This window comes from Plantimonas leprariae, from assembly GCF_008802405.1.
Classification (GTDB): domain Bacteria; phylum Pseudomonadota; class Alphaproteobacteria; order Rhizobiales; family Rhizobiaceae; genus Plantimonas; species Plantimonas leprariae.
On sequence record NZ_VZDO01000010.1, the window covers coordinates 25107 to 41386 of the forward strand.

Sequence of the window (16280 nt, forward strand, 5' to 3'; positions counted from 1 at the left end):
TCGCGGGTTTGTGAGGCGTCCGCCGATGGGGCGGAGTCAGAGAAGGTGTTCAGATGTCCCTCGGCACGATCCTCATCATCATTCTCATCCTGCTGCTCATCGGCGCGTTCCCGGGTTGGGGCTATTCGCGCGGCTGGGGCTACGGCCCGAGCGGCATTCTCGGCGTGATCCTGGTGGTGGTGCTGGTCCTGCTCTTGCTCGGCCGGATCTAGCGGGGCCGCCGCGCCCCGTCGGCGATCGCCATCAGGGGCGCGGCAGCGAGCGTCACGACCAGGAAGGCCGAGAGGCCGAGGAACACCACGGCGAAGCCGAGATGCTCGCCGAGGAAGCCGATGGCCGCCGGCGCGATCAGGATGCCGGAATAGCCGAGGGCGGTGACGGTCGAGAGCCCCGCCCCCGGCTTCAGGCCGCCGACATTGCCGGCCGCCGAAAAGGCGATCGGCACCATGTTGGAGATGCCGATCCCCATCAGGGCGAAGCCGAGGATGGCGACAGGCGGGTTGGGCGCGAGCCCGGCGACGAGAAGGCCGATGCCCGCCGCGCCGGAGCACCAGCGCATGGTCGAGACCGCGCCCAGCCGGTCGCGCACCATGTCGCCGGCGAAGCGGAACGCCGCCATGGTGAAGGAGAAGCCCGCGAAGGCGAGACCGGACACGGTGGCGCTCGCCTGCAACTCCTGCTTGAGGTAGAGCGCGCTCCAGTCGATCGCCGCCCCTTCCGGGATCATCGCGAAAAGCGCGAAGAGGCCGATCAGGACGGCGCCCCGATAGCCGGATATCAGGCCGGCCGCCGCCGTCTCGGCCCCGGGCGCGGTCCCGTGCGGCACGCCGGCGACGGCTTCCGCCGCGGTCTCGCCGCTCGGCGCGTCGGACAGCGCCCAGCGGGCGACGACGAGGAAGCCGAGGAATATCACCGTCCCCGCCAGGAGCCCGTGCGTCACCGGGCCCGCATGCGCGATCACGAAGCCGCCGAGCGCCGAGCCGATCACGCCGCCGACGCTCCAAAAGCCGTGGCAGGACGACATGATCGCGGATCGCCGCCGCCGCTCCACCGCGACGGCGTTGGCGTTCATCGCGACGTCCATGCCGCCCGTCGCGGCGCCGGCGAAGAGCACCGCCACCACCGCGAGCGGCACGTTCGGAGCGAGCACGAGGAACGGCAGCGCGAAGACCAGCGCGACGTTCAGCGCCAGCATCGGCAGGCGCGAGCCGTGCGAGCCGATGATCCGCCCCGCGACCGGCATCACCGCCACCGCGCCGATGCCGAAGGCGAGGATCATCAGCCCCATCCGGCTGGCTGAGAGTTCGAGCCGTTCGGCGAAGCTCGGGATCAGCGGCGCCCAGCTTCCGGTGAACATGCCGTTGGCGAGAAAGGCCGTCGACACCGCGGCGCGGTGCGCGGCGGACGAACCGCCGGCGGCTGTCCGGTCGAGGCGCGCGGCACCCGCCGTCTTCTCGGCGATCGTCATCGGTTCGTGTCTCCCCGCTTGCTTCCTGTCAGGCCCGGCCCGCCGGCCGCGCCGCCGCTGCATCCTCGGAACCGGCCCGGACGATCGGGACGCCCCGCGCCGCGAAGGGTTCCAGCGTCGCCGCGTCGCAATCCGCCTCGACGAAGAGCGTGCCGACCCAGCCCGCCGGCGCGACGCCGTAGGGCGCGGCGGTGCCGAGCTTGTCGTTGGTCGCGGCGACGAGCAGCGTGGCGCTCCGCGCCGCGACCGCGCTCTTCAGTTCCGCTTCCTCCAGCCCGTGCGCGGTGATGCCGGCTTCCGCGTCGACGCCGCAGACGCCGAGCACGGCGACGCCCGGCCGGAAGCGCTCGGCCTCGCGCAGCGTCGAACTGCCGAGGCAGGCGCCGGTGCGCGGATCGAGCCGGCCGCCGAGCACGATGCATTCGATGCCGGGGCGCTCGCCGAGCCTCGCCGCGACGCTCGGCGCGTTGGTGACGACGGTCAGCGCCGCGTCGTCGTCCAGCGCTTCCGCGATCGCGAGGTTGGTCGAGCCGGCGTCGATGAAGACCAGCGATCCCCTGGGGATCGCTGCGGCGAGCGCCCGGCCGAGCGCCGCCTTGCGGCCCGCTCCCCCGGCCTGCCGGAGCCCCAGCGACGTGTCCGCCCCCGGTGCGATCGGCAAGGCGCCGCCGTAGACGCGCCGGCAAAGGCCGGCCTGCGCCATCTCCCGCAGGTCCCGGCGCACGGTGTCTTCCGAAACGCGGAAGGTTTCCGCCAGCGCCGAGGCGATGACGCGCCCCTCGCGGGCGAGGAGTTCGCCGATCGCCGTCCGCCGCTGCAGGGCAAGAAGGTCCGACATGGCCGATCCAAAACAGGAAATAATCGGCTCAATCGTGCACAAACGTGCAGACTATGTCAACTGTCGGAATGCGCGGCTTTTGCCGACGCGAGGAAGCATCAGCTTAAGCCCCTTCCAGCAGAATGGGCGAGGGGCCGATCGAAAGCGACAGCCGTCTTGACCCGAGTCAATAGGGAACGTTTTTTCGAGCGCTGCAAACCCGCCGCCAGTCTGACCTTTTTTGCGGGTCTCGCCGGTTTTGCCGCTTACGCGCTCTGGGGCGCCTGGGCCCATGGGGAAATCTGGGTTCGCCATGGAGGGTCGGTGTCGGTGACCGAACATCCGGGCGCCTTCTGGTTCGCTGTTGCCGTCAACGTCTATGGACTGGCGATCATCCTCGGCGGCATCGGACTGGTTCTACGGGTGCGAGCCGGCCGGGAACCTTCCAGGCCGCCGCGTCCACCGTTCGTGGACGAGGCGCGGGTCCAGCCTTTCGACGAACGATAGGCGGCACCGCGGTTCGGACGCCGCCTCGACTCGGATTACTCGCTCCTGAACGCCACCAGCAGGTCCTTGGCGTCGATCTGGTCGCCGGCGCGGACGTAGACCGCCTCGACCGTGCCGTCGCGCTCGGCGTGGAGCGCCGTTTCCATCTTCATCGCCTCGATGGACAGGAGCACGTCGCCGGCCTTCACCGCCTGGCCGGGCTGGACGGCGAGCGTCGAGACGACGCCGGGCATCGGCGCGGCGACATGGGCGGCGTTACCGGGCTCGGCCTTCGGCCGCGCCTTCGCCGAGCCACCGTTCGAGCGGTCCGGCACCTTGATGCGCCGCGGCTGGCCGTTCAGCTCGAAGAACACCGTCTTCTTGCCCTTCTCGTCGGTGTCGGCGGTGCCGAGGCAGCGGATCACCAGCGTCTTGCCGCGCTCGATCTCGACGAAGATCTCGTCCTCGTGCTCGATGCCGTAGAAGTAGTTCGGCGTCGGCAGGACGGAGACCGGGCCGTAGAGCTCCTGCGCCGCGCGGAAGTCGGCGAAGACCTTCGGATACATCAGGTGCGAGGCGAAGTCCCGGTCGGTGAGCGGGCCGCCGAGCTTCGCCTCAGCCTCGGCGCGCTCGGCGGCAAGGTCGGCGGGCGGGATCAGCGAGCCCGGCCGCGCCGTGATCGGCGCTTCGCCCTTCAGCACCTTCTTCTGAAGTTCCGCCGGCCAGCCGCCGGCCGGCTGCCCGAGATCGCCGCGCAGCATCGAGACGACGGAGTCCGGGAAGGCGACGTCGCGCTTCGGATCCTCGACGTCCGCCACGCTGAGGTCCTGGCTCACCATCATCAACGCCATATCGCCGACGACCTTGGAGGACGGCGTCACCTTGACGATGTCGCCGAACATCAGGTTCACGTCGGCATAGGTCTGGGCGACGGCGTGCCAGCGCGTCTCGAGCCCGAGCGAGCGGGCCTGCTCCTTCAGGTTGGTGAACTGCCCGCCCGGCATCTCGTGGAGATAGACCTCCGAGGCCGGCCCCTTCAGGTCGCTCTCGAACGCGGCGTATTGGTTGCGCACCGCCTCCCAGTAGAACGAGATGCGCCGGATCGCGTCGGGGTCGAGGTCGGGATCGCGCGCGTGGCCGATCAGCGCTTCGTTGAGCGAGCCGAGGCAGGGCTGCGAGGTGTTGCCGGAGATCGAGTCCATCGCGGCGTCGACCGCGTCGACCCCGGCATCCACCGCCGCCAGCACGGTGGCCGCCGCGATGCCCGACGTATCGTGCGTGTGGAAGTGGATCGGGATGCCGATCTCCTCCTTCAGCGCCTTGAACAGGACGCGCGCCGCCACCGGCTTCATCAGCCCGGCCATGTCTTTCAGCCCGAGGATATGCGCGCCGGCCCGCTCCATCTCCTTCGCTAAGCCGACATAGTATTTCAGATCGTATTTAGGTCGCGCGGAGGAGAGGACGTCGGCGGTGTAACAGACCGCGCCCTCGCAGAGCTTCCCCGACTCCACCACCGCGTCGATCGAGACGCGCATGTTCTCGACCCAGTTCAGGCAGTCGAAGACGCGGAAGAGATCGACGCCGCCTTTCGCGGCCTCCGCCACGAACAGCTTCACCACGTTGTCCGGATAGTTCGTGTAGCCGACGCCGTTCGAGCCCCGCAGCAGCATCTGCAGGAGGATGTTCGGCGCCTTCTCGCGGATGAGGGCGAGCCGCTCCCAGGGGTCTTCGGTGAGGAAGCGCATCGCGACGTCGAAGGTCGCCCCGCCCCAGCACTCGAGCGACAGGAGTTCCGGCAGGCCGCGCGCGTAGGATTCGGCGATCCCTGCGATGTCGTGCGTGCGCATGCGCGTCGCCAAGAGCGACTGGTGGCCGTCGCGCATCGTCGTGTCGGTGACGAGAACTCGGGGTTCGGCCAGCATCCAGTCGGCGAAGCCCTTCGCGCCCAGCCGGTCGAAGCGCTGGCGCGAGCCTTCCGCGATCGGGGCCTCGAAGGTCGGCACCACCGGCCGGGCGATGTCGTGCGAGGGGCGCGGCCGGCCGCGGGTCTCGGGATGGCCGTTGACGGTGACGTCGGCGAGGTAGGTGAGGAGCTTCGTCGCGCGGTCCCGGCGGCGCACCTGCGTGAAGAGTTCCGGCGTCGTGTCGATGAAGCGCGTCGTGTAGCTGTTGTCGCGGAACGAGGGATGCGTGATGATCGCCTCGAGAAAGGTCAGGTTCGTCGCGACGCCGCGGATGCGGAACTCGCGCAGCGCCCGGTCCATCCGCGCGATCGCCTCTTCCGGCGAGGGCGCCCAGGCCGTGACCTTTTCCAGGAGCGGGTCGTAGAAGCGCGTGATGAACGCGCCGGAATAGGCGGTGCCGCCGTCGAGCCGGATGCCGAAGCCGGTCGCGCCGCGATAGGCGGTGATGCGGCCGTAGTCCGGGATGAACGAGTGCTCCGGGTCCTCCGTCGTGATGCGGCACTGGAGGGCGTGGCCGTTCAGCCGGATGTACTCCTGCCGCGGCACGCCCGATTCCGGCGTCCCGATGGCGAAGCCGTCGAGGATGTGGATCTGCGCCTTGACGATGTCGATGCCGGTGACCTGCTCGGTCACGGTGTGCTCGACCTGAATGCGCGGGTTGACCTCGATGAAGTAGAAGCGGCCCGTATCGGCATCCATCAGGAACTCGACGGTCCCCGCGCCGACATAGTCGGTCGCCTCGGCGAGCTTCCTCGCATACCCCGCGAGTTCCCGGCGCTGCGTGTCGTCGAGATACGGCGCGGGCGCGCGCTCGACGACCTTCTGGTTGCGGCGCTGGATCGAGCAGTCGCGCTCGAAGAGATCGACGACGTTGCCGTGGATATCGCCGAGCACCTGCACCTCGACGTGGCGGGCGCGCTCGACCAGCTTCTCCAGATAGACCTCGTCCTTGCCGAAGGCCGCCTTGGCCTCGCGCTTCGCCTCCGTCACCTCGCGCGCGAGGTCCGCCTCCTGCCGGATCGCGCGCATGCCGCGCCCGCCGCCGCCCCAGGAGGCCTTCAGCATCAGGGGATAGCCGATCTCGGCCGCCAGCCTGGCGACTTGCCCCATGTCGTCCGGCAGCGGGTCGGTGGCGGGCACCACCGGCACGCCGATCTCGATCGCGAGGTTGCGGGCCGCGACCTTGTTGCCGAGCCGGCGCATGGTCTCGGCGGTCGGGCCGATGAAGGTGAGGCCGGCGGCCACGCACGCCTCGACGAATTCCGGCGATTCGGACAGGAGGCCGTAGCCCGGATGGATCGCGTCGGCACCGGACAGTTTCGCGACCCGGATCACCTCCTCGATCGAAAGGTAGCTCTCGATCGGCCCGAGGTCGCGGGAAAGGTGCGGCCCCCGCCCGACCTGATAGCTCTCGTCCGCCTTGAAGCGGTGGAGCGCCAGCTTGTCCTCTTCGGCCCAGATCGCGACGGTCCTGATCCCGAGCTCGTTCGCGGCGCGGAACACGCGGATCGCGATCTCGGAACGGTTGGCGACGAGGATCTTGGCGATGGGCACGAAACAGCCTCCGACGCAGAGGACCGCGAAGCAGAACGCGGTCCGGACCGGCGCGGGACTTTGCGTCGGGTCACGTCTTTTCGCAAGTGCGAAGAAGCCGTGCCGCCTGGGATCAGACGCGGTTTCTAAGCAGGGGTGTGCGGTGCCACCAGGAGGTGCGCTTCTCCTCGCGCAGGAAGGTGAAGAGGCCGGACAGGCCGACGACGCCCATGCCCGCCACCGCGACGCCGTCCGGGAATTCGGCGAAGAACAGCGCGCCGATCACCGCGGCCCAGACGATCTGGCTGTACTGCGTCGGCGCGACCTCGGCCGCCGGCGCGAGCCGCGTCGCGAGGACGAGGCACAGATGCCCGATGCCGCCGCAGATGCCGCCGAGCACGAGCACCGGCCAGAGATGCGCGGAGGGCATCACGAAGCCGGGGATCATCAGGATGCCGTTCACGACGATCGAGGAGCCGAGCGCCGAGCCGATCAGCGTCAGACGGCGCTCGGTCGGCCCCAGCACGCGCAGGATGATCACGGTCAGCGCGCCGACGAGGGCGACGCCGACCGCCGCGAGATGGCCGGGCAGAAGCTCGCGGAAGCCGGGCCGCACCACGAGGATCACGCCGCAAAGGCCGGTCAGCACCGCGCCCCAGCGCTTCAGCCCGATCGGCTCCTTCAGGATCGTCGCCGAAAGAACGGTGACGAAGAGCGGGACGAGGAAGATCAGCGCGTAGGCTTCGGCGAGCGGCAGCGTCGAGAAGGCGTAGACGCCCATCATGCCGCCCACCGTGCCGCTCGCCATGCGCAAGGCCACGAGCTTCGGGTTCTTCGGGATGAAGACGTTGCGCCACGTATCGTCCGGCCGCTTGGTGAGGAGCGTCGGCACGAGGGCGAAGAGCGAGATGAAGAAGCCGACCTCGAAGACGGGCAGCGAGGCACCGGAGAACTTCACCGCCGCGTCGCCGCAGGAAAAGGCGAAATACGACAGAAAGGCGATCAGGACGCCGGCTTGCATGGGATGGCTCGGGAGAAGCTGGACGCCGCGGGAGGGTGCGACCGGGCGTTAAGCTCCCGCTTCACCCGGCACAAGCCGCCCGAACGATCACCTCTTGTGATGCGGCTTCACGCGGCGGGAACCGGCCGGAGCCACGCTTGTCCATTTCCAGGCGACGCGCCATCTTGAGCCGCAAGCATCAGGATTCGCCCGCATGCCGGACAACGATCTCAGAGCCCTGTTCCCGCTGCTCGAAGCGGTGATCGAGGGCCAGAAGCGCAGCGCCAACCAGTTGGCGGCCTTTGCCACGCGTTACGATTTCATCGAGTCGAGCTACGATCGGCTGGCCCGGCAGATCAATCGCCTGCAGGAGGGACAGATCGAGATCGTCGCGGAACTGCGAAAGCACGACGCCGAGTTTCAGCGGTTGTACGGAGAATCCCAGCGCCTGAGCAGCCGGCTCGACGCGATGTTGCAGCGGCTCGACGAGATGGACACCCGGATCGACCGTCTGTCCGATGACATTCGCTCGCTACGCGTGGAACTCGTCGGGCAATACAACGAAATCCTCAACGCCGTGCAGGCCGGCACGCTGAACAAGGTCGAAATCGCCGACCTGACCGAGCGGGTCGAGCAGTTGGAACGGCAGTTCGCGGCGCGCTTCGGCTCGTCCTAGGAAACCCGGAGTTCGCGCCGCTCCTCGTCGGCGACGAAGCAGAGGTCGAGGAGCTTCTGGATGCCGGCGGCGTGCCGGAAGTTCGGCTGCTCGTGCTCGCCGGTGACGAGCGAGCACACGAAGCGCTCGTTGTTGTTCGGCGTCGGCGGGCATTCGACGGGCCGCCACGTCTGCGTCTGGATGTCGTCGCCGAGGCAGGCTTCGAGGTTCGAGGTCTCGTGATCCGACCAGACCTTCAGCGCGCCCTCCGTGCCGTGGATGGTCAGGTCGAGGTCGTTCTTCTTGCCCGTGCCGTAGCGCGACATGTGGACGACGCCGAGCGCGCCGTTCACGAATTCGACGGTCATCACGCAGCTATCGTTGACGTCGAGCCGGTAGGCGCCGATCGCATCGCCTTCCGCCTTGTGGAAGGTCTTCAGCCGCGCGTTCATCGCGGCGACGTCGAGGCCGGTGCCGAAGGAGACGAAGTCGAGGATGTGGACGCCGATGTCGCCGACGACGCCCTTCGAGCCGTGGGCGGCGGAGAGCCGCCAGAGCCAGCGCTCGTCGGTGTGCCAGTCGCCCCAGTGCGCCGCGGTCAGCCAGCTCTGCAGGTAGCTCGCGTCGACATGGCGGATCTCGCCGATCTCGCCCGCATCGACCATCCGCCGCGCCATCTGGATCGCGTGGGCGTTGCGGTAGGTGAGGTTGACCATCGCGATGATGCCGGCGCTTTCCGCGGCTTCCGTCATCGCCATCGCGTCGGGATGGTTCACCGCCAGCGGCTTCTCGCAGAAGACGTGCGCGCCCGCGGCGATCAGCTTCATCGTGGTCGGATAGTGCGCGGCGTCCGGCGTCGAGTTCACCGCCGCGTCGAACGCCCCCCAGCGCAGCGCCGCGTCGAGATCGCCGAAGCTGTTCGGGATGGCATGCGCTTCGGCGAAGGCCTTCGCCCGCTCATCGTTGACGTCGACGGCCGCGACGAGTTCGCAGCCCGGGATCGCCTTGAAGCGCTTGGCATGGGTGTGGGCGATCGAGCCGGTGCCGAGGATCAGGATACGCTTCGACATCAGCGGAAGCCCTCCTCGCCCTTGGCATGCAGCGAGCCGCCGCGCTTCTCGATCTTCTCGGGCGCCTTGTCGACCGGCACGTTCGGCGCCTGGGCGACGTCCGCCCAGGGCTTCGCCGGGTTGTAGGCCCACCGCACCGCGTTGCGCAGCACGGTCTGCACCGTCGCGTCGTGATAGATCGGATAGGTCTCGTGGCCGGGAGCGAAATAGAAGATGCGCCCTGCGCCGCGCTGATAGGTCAGGCCCGAGCGGAACACCTCGCCGCCCTGATACCAGGACACGAACACCGTCTCCATCGGCTCGGGGACGAGGAACGGCTCGCCGTACATCTCGGTGTTCTCGATGGTGATCGAATCGCCGACGCCTGCCGCGATCGGGTGCGAGCGGTTGATCGCCCAGACGCGCTCGCGCTCGCCGGCCTCGCGCCAACGCAAGGAGCAGGGCGAACCCATCAGCCGCTTGAACGCCTTCGAGAAATGGCCGGAATGGAGGACGATCAGCCCCATGCCCTGCCAAACGCGTTCGACCACGCGCTCCACCACCGTGTCGTCGACGGCCCCGTGCGCCTTGTGTCCCCACCAGAGGAGCACGTCGGTTTCGGCGAGCCGCTCGGCCGGCAGCCCGTGCTCCGGCTGGTCGAGGCTGGCGGTGGAGGCCTCGATCTGCCCATCGTCCCGCAAGGCGGCGGCGATCGTTTCGTGGATGCCGTCCGGATAGATGCCCCGGACGGTCTCGTTCTCGCGCTCGTGGATGAACTCGTTCCAGACGACGGCACGGATGGGCATGGGATGGTCCTTCTGGCGTTTCGCGGGATCGGCTACGGCACGATCATGACGAAAGCAGGAAGCCGAACGGCAGGCCACCCGGCAGGTCGCGCAAGGGAAGCTCGTCGTCGAGGCTGAGCGTCCCCTCGTCGAGGACGTCGCGCCAGTCGCGGCCGATCAGCCGGTCGCTCAAGCTCACGCGCGTGTCGTCCCAGCAGCCCTCGCCGGGCATGATCGTGCCGCAGTCCGCAAGCAGCTTCAGCGTCATGCGGGGCGCGACCGCGATGGCGGCGGCTCCGTCGCCGACCCGCGCGAAGGCGACGACGTGGTCGGCCTTCGCGCCCTTCACCTCCAGCGGCACGTAGGCGCCGCGCGTGAAGAGTTCAGGCTCGACGATGCGCGCCTTGAGGCCGGCCGCCGTGATCTTCGCCTTGATCCGCCCGTCGCGCCAGTTCTGCAGCGCCTCCGGCATCGGCACCGCCTCGTCCATCGCCTTCACGCGTGCGGCGAAATCGATCGGCCGGCGGTTGTCAGGATCGACGAGGGAAAGGTCGTAGAACTCGGTGCCCTGGTAGATGTCGGGCACGCCGGGCGCCGCGAGCTTGACGATCAGCTGGCTGAGCGAGTTCAGCGCGCCCGCGGCGACGAAGGGCTGGACGCCCTGCCAGAAGCCTTCGAGGAAGCCGCCCTTCGACGGGTCGAGCGCGGCGGAGACGAAGCCGCGCAGCGCCTCCTCGTAGCCTTCCGCCGGCGCGGTCCAGGAGGTGAAGCGCTTGGCCTCGCGCACCGCCTTCTCGACGAAGGCAAGGAGCCGCTGCTCGATCGACTTCAGCTCCTCCGTGTTCTTCAGGTCGAGATCGGCCGGCAGCACGCCGAGCAGCGACTGGTAGAAGCCCCATTCGGTGGCCGGATCGGGCGAGACGAGCAGCGGCTCGACTTGGCGGCGATGGGGAGCCAGCGTCTCGGCGCTTGCTGCGACGATGCCCTCCCAGCGCTCCGGGTCCTCGCTCAGCGTGTAGAGGCGCGCCCGCGCGTCCTCACCCCGCTTGGTGTCGTGGGTGGAGGTCGCGAGCAGGCCTTCCGGCTGGTCCTCGACGCGGATCTGCATCGCAGCGTGGAAGGTCGAGACCTTCGCGCCATAGTGGTCCGGCTCGCCGCCGACCTCGTTCAGGGCGATCAGCCGGTTGTAGCGGTAGAAGACGGTGTCCTCCACCGCCTTCGCCATCACCGCGCCGGTGGTCTGCTGGAAGCGGCGGGTGAAGTTGAGGGCCCCGGCGACGTCCTCGCCGTCGACGAAGTCGAGCTTCAGGAGGCGGCCGATGAACTCGATCGGCTCGTCGGCCTCGACCTCGCGCCCGGATTTGGCGTCGGCCACCGCGTCGTCGATGATCTCGACATCCTTCGTCGGCACGCCGTCGACGCCGCAATAGGTGCGGTAGACCGGCAGCGAGGCCGCGACTTCGAGGATCGAGCGCTGGATCGTGTCCGGCCCGAGATCACGGGTGGAGAGCCCGCGGCCGGCGACGGCGACCGCCTCGGCCGTCAGGTAGGCGAGCTCGCCCGCGAGGTTGCGCGCGAAGATCGCGCGCTTCTGCCGGCGGATCATGCCGCGCAGGTCCTCGACCTCGCCGAGGAAGTCGGCATAGGCCTCGGTCATCCGATCCTCCTGGTCGGGATCGACGTAGAGGCCGCTCAGCGCGGTGATGAACTCGTAGCCGGTGGTGCCCTGGATCTCCCAGGAGGTGCGCAGCCGCTCCTCGCCGGTCAGGATCTTCTCGACCCAGATGCCGGGATCGCGCCGGTTCGCCTGGAAGGCCTGACGGAGGTCGAGGAGGTAGTTCTTCGGGTCGGCGACGCCGTCGACATGGTCGATGCGGATGCCGTCGAGCCGCCGCTCGCGCGCCAGCCGGATCACGGTGCGGTGCGCGTCGCGGAAGACGTGGCGGATCTCCTGCCGGACGCCGATCAGGTCGGCGATCTCGAAGAACCGGCGATAGGTCAGCTTCTCGCGCGCCGTGCGCCACCAGGCGAGCCGCCAGTTCTGCGCCTCATGGAAGCTGTGGAGAGCCTGCTTGTCGGCGTCGATCGCCTCGACGGCCTTGGCGAGAGCCGTCTTGAAGCTCGCGTCGCCGAGGTGCTCGCGCAGCCGCTCGGTCAGTTCCTCGCCGTCCACCGGCGTCGCGACCGCGAAGCGGCGGATCAGCCGGTCCTTCTCGCTGTGTTCGAGGAAGCCGAAGACGTGGCCGAGCGAGCGCGGCTCGACCGGCAGCTGGTAGCCGCCGGCATCGAAACGGAACCGGGCGCGCTCGGGGTCGACGACGACCTTCAGGTCGCCGTCCTCCAAGGCGTCGCCGTAGGGCTTGCCGAGCACGGGAACGAGGATCTTCTCGGCGTCCCAGGCGATGTCGAAGGTCGAGGCGTAGCGGCTCTCGCGCCCCCAGGCGAGGACGTCCTCCCACCAGGCGTTCTCGGGGCTGACGCCCATATGGTTCGGCACGAAGTCGAGGATGATGCCGATGTCCTCGGCGTTCATCGCGTCCGAGAGCTTGCCGTAGCCCTCGTCGCCGCCGAGATCGGCCTCGAAGCGGTTGTAGTCGACGACGTCGTAGCCGTGCGTCGAGCCCGGCGAGGCGGCGAAGATCGGCGAGGCGTAGAAGTGGCTGACGCCGAGCTTCTTCAGATAGGGCGCGAGTTCGGTCGCGCTGGCGAAATCCGTCCCCTCCCGGAACTGGAGGCGGTAGGTCGCGACGAGGGGTCGGTTCATGGTCTCTCTTCGCGCATGGCGGCGGCGGCCGACTGGAAGCCCGGATGGGAGGCGAGTTCCTCCAGCGGGACCGTCAGGCGGATGCGCCAGTTCGGATACTGGTCGGTGGTGCCGGGGAGGTTCGGCTGCTTCTCGGAGCCGAGCATGTCCTCGATCTGCAAGGCGACGAGGACGCTCGGCGCTTTGGCCATGAAGCGGTGGACGGCATCCGCCATGTCCTGCTCGAGCCGCTCCGGCAGCGGGTCCTCGCCGCTGGCCGCGCGGTCGAAGCGCTCCGGCAGGACGCCCTCCTCCTTCAGCGCGATCACCAGCGAGCGGCGGTCGCGCTTGCGCTCCTCGCGCTGCTCGGCGGTGCGCTCGGCGTTCTGCGTGCCCATCTGGAAGCGCAGGTCGAGGTCCGCGCCGTTCCACCAGCCTTTCAGCGTCGGCAGGTCGTGCGTCGAGACGCAGGCGAGCGAGAGTTCCGGATAGGCCGAGGCCGGGATGAATTCCGGCGAGGATTTCCGCTCGAAATAGAGCACCCGGTAGGAGAGGACGCCCGCCTCCGACATCGTGTGGCGGAAGCCCGGCGGCACGGTGCCGAGGTCCTCGCCGATCACGATGCAGCGGTTCTCCTCCGAGACCTTCGCGATCGTGTCGATCATCCGCCCCAGCGGATAGCGCATGTAGCCGCCGTCCGCCGAAGACGTGCCTTCCGCGATCCACCAGAGCCGGGCGAGGCCCATCGCGTGGTCGATCCTGACCGCTCCCGCGTGGCGCGTCAGCGCGTCGAAGGAATGGCCGAGCGGCTGGTAGTCGCGCTTCGCCAAGGCGTCCGGCGAAAGCGGCGCCAGACCCCAGTCCTGCCCGCTCGAATTGAACATGTCGGGCGGCGAGCCGACGCGGGCGGTGGCGACGGTCAGTTCCGGGTCGGCCCAGGTCTCCGCCCCATCCGGCGACACGCCGACCGCGAGGTCGAGGTAGAGGCCGATCCGCATGCCGGCGCCGCGCGCCCGCGCCTGCGCCTCGGCCAGTTGCGCGTCGCAGAGATATTGCAGCCAGAGGTGGAACAGCACCTCGTCGGCGCCCTCGCCGTTCTCGAACGCCACGACCGTCTCCCCGCGCCGGGCGCGCCATTCCTCCGGCCAGGAATGCCAGCCGGCATGGTGGCCTTCCGCCACCATCTTCGCGGAGATCGCCTCGAACAGCGCGAAGTCGCGCAAGGGTTCGCCGTTGCCGGCGACGAAGCGCTCGAACTCGCTCTCGCTCCGGATTTCCTCGACCCTCGCGTCGAAGATGCGGTGGAGCAGCCGGTGCTTCAGCCGCACCGCGGCGGGATAGTCGACGAGTTCGCCGTCGAGGTCCGCGAAGGCGCCTTCGTCCTCGGCGCGCAGCGCCGCGATCACCGCCTCGCCGCCCTTCACCTTGTCGACCGCGAGATAGGCGGGGAACAGGAAGCGCCGGGTCGAGGGCGAATAGGGCCCGAAGCGGCCGCCATCGGCCATGAACAGCGCGTGGAGCGGGTTGACGCCGACGAAGCTCGCGCCCGCCTCCGCCGCGATCTCGGCGAAGCGCGCGAGGTCCTCGAAATCGCCGAGCCCGAGCGAGCGACCCGAGCGCAGCGCGTAGAGCTGGCAGGTCGCGCCCCAGGCCTTGCGGCCGAACAGCGATTCCGGCAGCGCGCAGCGCAGCGAGGGCTTGTCGGCCGCCTCGTCGAAGGCGCCGTAGTCCGCACCGTCCGGATCGACACCGAGCACGCCGAGCAGGAGGCGCTTCGAATGGTCGGAGATCACCTTCCGCTCGCCCATCTCGGAGACGTAGCCGATCTGGATGCCGTGGCTTTCCGCCAGTCGGTCGAGATCGCCGCCGCTCACGACGCCACCCCGATCCGGAGCCGCTCGGCGAGGCGCACCACCACCGAGGTGCCGGGCAGGACGCCCTGCCGGAGCGAATCCTCGGCTTCCGGGCTCGTGGTGAAGATCGTCCGACCTTCCATGCGCTCGCCCGACGTGATCGTGCCCGGCAGGCCCCAGGGCTCGTCGTCGAGATTGGCGAAGAGGTGCATCGCGGCCCCCTGCCCGAGCGACCAGCAGACCTCGAAGGCCCTGGAATCGGTGGCGTAGTAGGAGCCGCCGCCGGCCGGCACGTCTCGCAGCAGCGGCATCACCTCCTCGCGGCGGATGCGAAGGAGCTCGCGCACCGCGGCATGGTGCGCGGCATGGTCGGGCTCGCGCAGCCGTTCCCAGCGCAGCTTCGAATCCTCGAAGGTCGAGCGGTCGTTCGGGTCCGGCACCACCGAATGCCCCTCCTTCTCGTAGGCCGCGAAGGCCTTGAACTCGGCCTTGCGGCCGTCGGAAACCGCCTTGCCGAGCTCGCCGTGGAAATCGGTGAAGAAGCAGAAGGGCTGCGTCTCGCCGTATTCCTCGCCCTGGAAGAGCAGCGGAAGCTGCGGGCTGAGCAGCAGGATCGCCTGCAGGCAGCGCATCTGCGCATGGGTCGTCAGCGTCGTCAGCCGGTCGCCGAAGGCGCGGTTGCCGATCTGGTCGTGGTTCTGGATGAAGTTCACGAAGGCGGTCGGCGGCAGGTGGGCGGAAGGGTGCCCGACATGCGTCTCGCGCTCGCCCGAATACTGGCCCTGGTAGACGAAGCCTTCCGCCAGGCAGCGCGCGAGCTGGCGGGCGTTGCCGGGCTGGTAGTCGGCGTAGTAGCCCTCGTTCTCGCCGGTGGTCAGCACGTGGCAGCAATGGTGGAAGTCGTCGTTCCACTCCGCCGAGATCAGCTTCGGCCGCCCGTCGGTGCCGCGCTCGATGTGCCAGGTGATGTTGCGCGCGTCCTCCGACGTCAGGTGCACGTGCCGGCCGGGGAAGGCCTGGCGCACCCGGGCGGCGAGCTCGGCGATGATGTCGACCTCGCTCCGGTCCTTGATCGAGTCGATCGCGTCGAGCCGGAGCCCGTCGATCATGCACTCGCCGATCCAGTAGAGGGCGTTGTCGATCATGAACTCGCGCACCGGCCGCTCGTCGTAGGCGATGGCGGGACCCCAGGGCGTCATGATCTCCGGATGGAAGAACTCCGGCGCGTAGGCGTTGAGGTAGTTCCCGTCCGGGCCGAAGTGGTTGTAGACGCAGTCGAGGAACACCATCAGCCCGCGCTCGTGCGCGGCGTCGACGAGGCGCTTCAGGCCCTCGACGCCGCCGTAGCCGCCGTGCGGGCAGTAGAGCAGCGTGCCGTCGTAGCCCCAGCCGCGCTGTCCCCCGAACTCGGCGATCGGCAGGAGCTCGATCGCGGTGATGCCGGTGTCCTTCAGGTAGTCGAGCCGGTGGATGATCGCCTCGAACGTGCCCTCCGGCGTGAAGGTGCCGGTGTGGAGCTCGTAGAAGACGCATTCCTCCAGCGGCCGTCCCCGCCAGTCCGGCCGCTTCCACTCGTAGGCGCGCGGGTCGACGAGCTTCGAGAAGGAGTGGACGTCCACCATCTGCGCCCGCGCCGCCGGGTCGGCGACGACCGCGTCGCCGTCGATGCGGAAGGCGTAGCCGCCGCCGAAGGGCACGTCCCGCGTCACGACCTCCCACCAGCCGCCCGCGACCTGGTGCATGGGCAGGAAACTCGGCGCGTCCTGCGAGCCGTAGGCGAGCTCGATGCTCTCCTTCGCCGGCGCCCAGACCCGGAACCGGACGCCGTCCTCCACGACGTTCGGTCCCCAGTCGGAGTCCAGGTGAACGCGTGCCGTCCCTTCCGTCATGCCTTCAGTCCCGTTCCCTTCGCCCGGCCGGTCGCCGG

General features: G+C 69.1%; 12 protein-coding genes. 3 read left to right on the plus strand and 9 right to left on the minus strand.

Annotated elements, in window-relative coordinates; genetic code table 11:
- The first annotated feature begins 53 nt into the window (after positions 1 to 53).
- On the plus strand, positions 54 to 212 hold the full coding sequence (locus tag F6X38_RS12995) for a DUF3309 family protein (RefSeq protein ID WP_150970260.1): 159 nt from the start codon (positions 54 to 56) through the stop codon (positions 210 to 212).
- Here F6X38_RS12995 and F6X38_RS13000 read toward each other — a convergent pair.
- Both F6X38_RS13000 and F6X38_RS13005 read right to left on the minus strand, forming a co-directional pair.
- The gene (locus F6X38_RS13000) at positions 209 to 1468 is read right to left on the minus strand and encodes an MFS transporter (protein ID WP_150970261.1); all 1260 of its coding nucleotides are present in this window, start codon (positions 1466 to 1468) and stop codon (positions 209 to 211) included. The two genes, F6X38_RS12995 and F6X38_RS13000, sit on opposite strands and share 4 nt — an antisense overlap.
- Positions 1469 to 1496: 28 nt before the next feature.
- On the minus strand, positions 1497 to 2306 hold the full coding sequence (locus F6X38_RS13005) for a DeoR/GlpR family DNA-binding transcription regulator (protein ID WP_150970262.1): 810 nt from the start codon (positions 2304 to 2306) through the stop codon (positions 1497 to 1499).
- A 156-nt stretch (positions 2307 to 2462) separates the two neighbouring features.
- Between F6X38_RS13005 and F6X38_RS13010 the strand changes: the two genes are divergently transcribed.
- Complete coding sequence (locus F6X38_RS13010; protein ID WP_150970263.1) at positions 2463 to 2792, plus strand: hypothetical protein; 330 nt, start codon at positions 2463 to 2465, stop codon at positions 2790 to 2792.
- A 35-nt stretch (positions 2793 to 2827) separates the two neighbouring features.
- Here the strand turns inward: F6X38_RS13010 and pyc are convergent, their stop codons facing one another.
- Together pyc and F6X38_RS13020 are read right to left on the minus strand one after the other, a co-directional pair.
- Positions 2828 to 6289 (minus strand): pyruvate carboxylase, encoded by a 3462-nt coding sequence (gene pyc, locus F6X38_RS13015; protein ID WP_150970264.1) that lies wholly within the window; start codon positions 6287 to 6289, stop codon positions 2828 to 2830.
- A gap of 112 nt (positions 6290 to 6401) precedes the next feature.
- Positions 6402 to 7289 carry a DMT family transporter gene (locus F6X38_RS13020; RefSeq protein ID WP_150970265.1) on the minus strand — a complete coding sequence of 296 codons (888 nt, stop codon included), beginning with the start codon at positions 7287 to 7289 and terminating at the stop codon, positions 6402 to 6404.
- 193 nt (positions 7290 to 7482) lie between these two features.
- Here F6X38_RS13020 and F6X38_RS13025 point away from each other — a divergent pair, with 193 nt between their 5' ends.
- Complete coding sequence (locus F6X38_RS13025) at positions 7483 to 7944, plus strand: hypothetical protein (protein WP_150970266.1); 462 nt, start codon at positions 7483 to 7485, stop codon at positions 7942 to 7944.
- On the opposite strand, the gene F6X38_RS13030 is transcribed toward F6X38_RS13025, so the two are convergent.
- Genes F6X38_RS13030 through treZ form a run of 5 tightly spaced genes read right to left on the minus strand, consistent with a single transcriptional unit; the run spans position 7941 to position 16242 of the window.
- On the minus strand, positions 7941 to 8993 hold the full coding sequence (locus F6X38_RS13030; protein ID WP_150970267.1) for a Gfo/Idh/MocA family protein: 1053 nt from the start codon (positions 8991 to 8993) through the stop codon (positions 7941 to 7943). The genes F6X38_RS13025 and F6X38_RS13030 overlap by 4 nt on opposite strands.
- Positions 8993 to 9778 (minus strand): ThuA domain-containing protein, encoded by a 786-nt coding sequence (locus F6X38_RS13035; protein WP_150970268.1) that lies wholly within the window; start codon positions 9776 to 9778, stop codon positions 8993 to 8995. Before F6X38_RS13035 ends, F6X38_RS13030 begins: the two co-directional genes overlap by 1 nt.
- A 43-nt stretch (positions 9779 to 9821) precedes the next feature.
- Positions 9822 to 12521 (minus strand): malto-oligosyltrehalose synthase, encoded by a 2700-nt coding sequence (treY, locus tag F6X38_RS13040; RefSeq protein WP_150970269.1) that lies wholly within the window; start codon positions 12519 to 12521, stop codon positions 9822 to 9824.
- Positions 12518 to 14374 (minus strand): 4-alpha-glucanotransferase, encoded by a 1857-nt coding sequence (gene malQ / locus F6X38_RS13045; protein ID WP_246191332.1) that lies wholly within the window; start codon positions 14372 to 14374, stop codon positions 12518 to 12520. Before malQ ends, treY begins: the two co-directional genes overlap by 4 nt.
- A complete protein-coding gene (treZ, locus tag F6X38_RS13050) occupies positions 14371 to 16242 on the minus strand; it encodes a malto-oligosyltrehalose trehalohydrolase (protein ID WP_150970270.1) in 1872 nt (623 codons plus the stop codon). Before treZ ends, malQ begins: the two co-directional genes overlap by 4 nt.
- Positions 16243 to 16280 lie beyond the last annotated feature (38 nt).

Bases quoted from the DNA above. Each gene is read 5' to 3' on its own strand.
- F6X38_RS13020 (WP_150970265.1), bottom strand. From the start codon at position 7,289: ATGCAAGCCGGCGTCCTGATCGCCTTTCTGTCGTATTTCGCCTTTTCC.
- treZ (WP_150970270.1), bottom strand. From the start codon at position 16,242: ATGACGGAAGGGACGGCACGCGTTCACCTGGACTCCGACTGGGGACCG.
- F6X38_RS13025 (WP_150970266.1), top strand. From the start codon at position 7,483: ATGCCGGACAACGATCTCAGAGCCCTGTTCCCGCTGCTCGAAGCGGTG.
- F6X38_RS13005 (WP_150970262.1), bottom strand. From the start codon at position 2,306: ATGTCGGACCTTCTTGCCCTGCAGCGGCGGACGGCGATCGGCGAACTC.
- treY (WP_150970269.1), bottom strand. From the start codon at position 12,521: ATGAACCGACCCCTCGTCGCGACCTACCGCCTCCAGTTCCGGGAGGGG.
- F6X38_RS13000 (WP_150970261.1), bottom strand. From the start codon at position 1,468: ATGACGATCGCCGAGAAGACGGCGGGTGCCGCGCGCCTCGACCGGACA.
- F6X38_RS12995 (WP_150970260.1), top strand. From the start codon at position 54: ATGTCCCTCGGCACGATCCTCATCATCATTCTCATCCTGCTGCTCATC.
- F6X38_RS13035 (WP_150970268.1), bottom strand. From the start codon at position 9,778: ATGCCCATCCGTGCCGTCGTCTGGAACGAGTTCATCCACGAGCGCGAG.
- F6X38_RS13030 (WP_150970267.1), bottom strand. From the start codon at position 8,993: ATGTCGAAGCGTATCCTGATCCTCGGCACCGGCTCGATCGCCCACACC.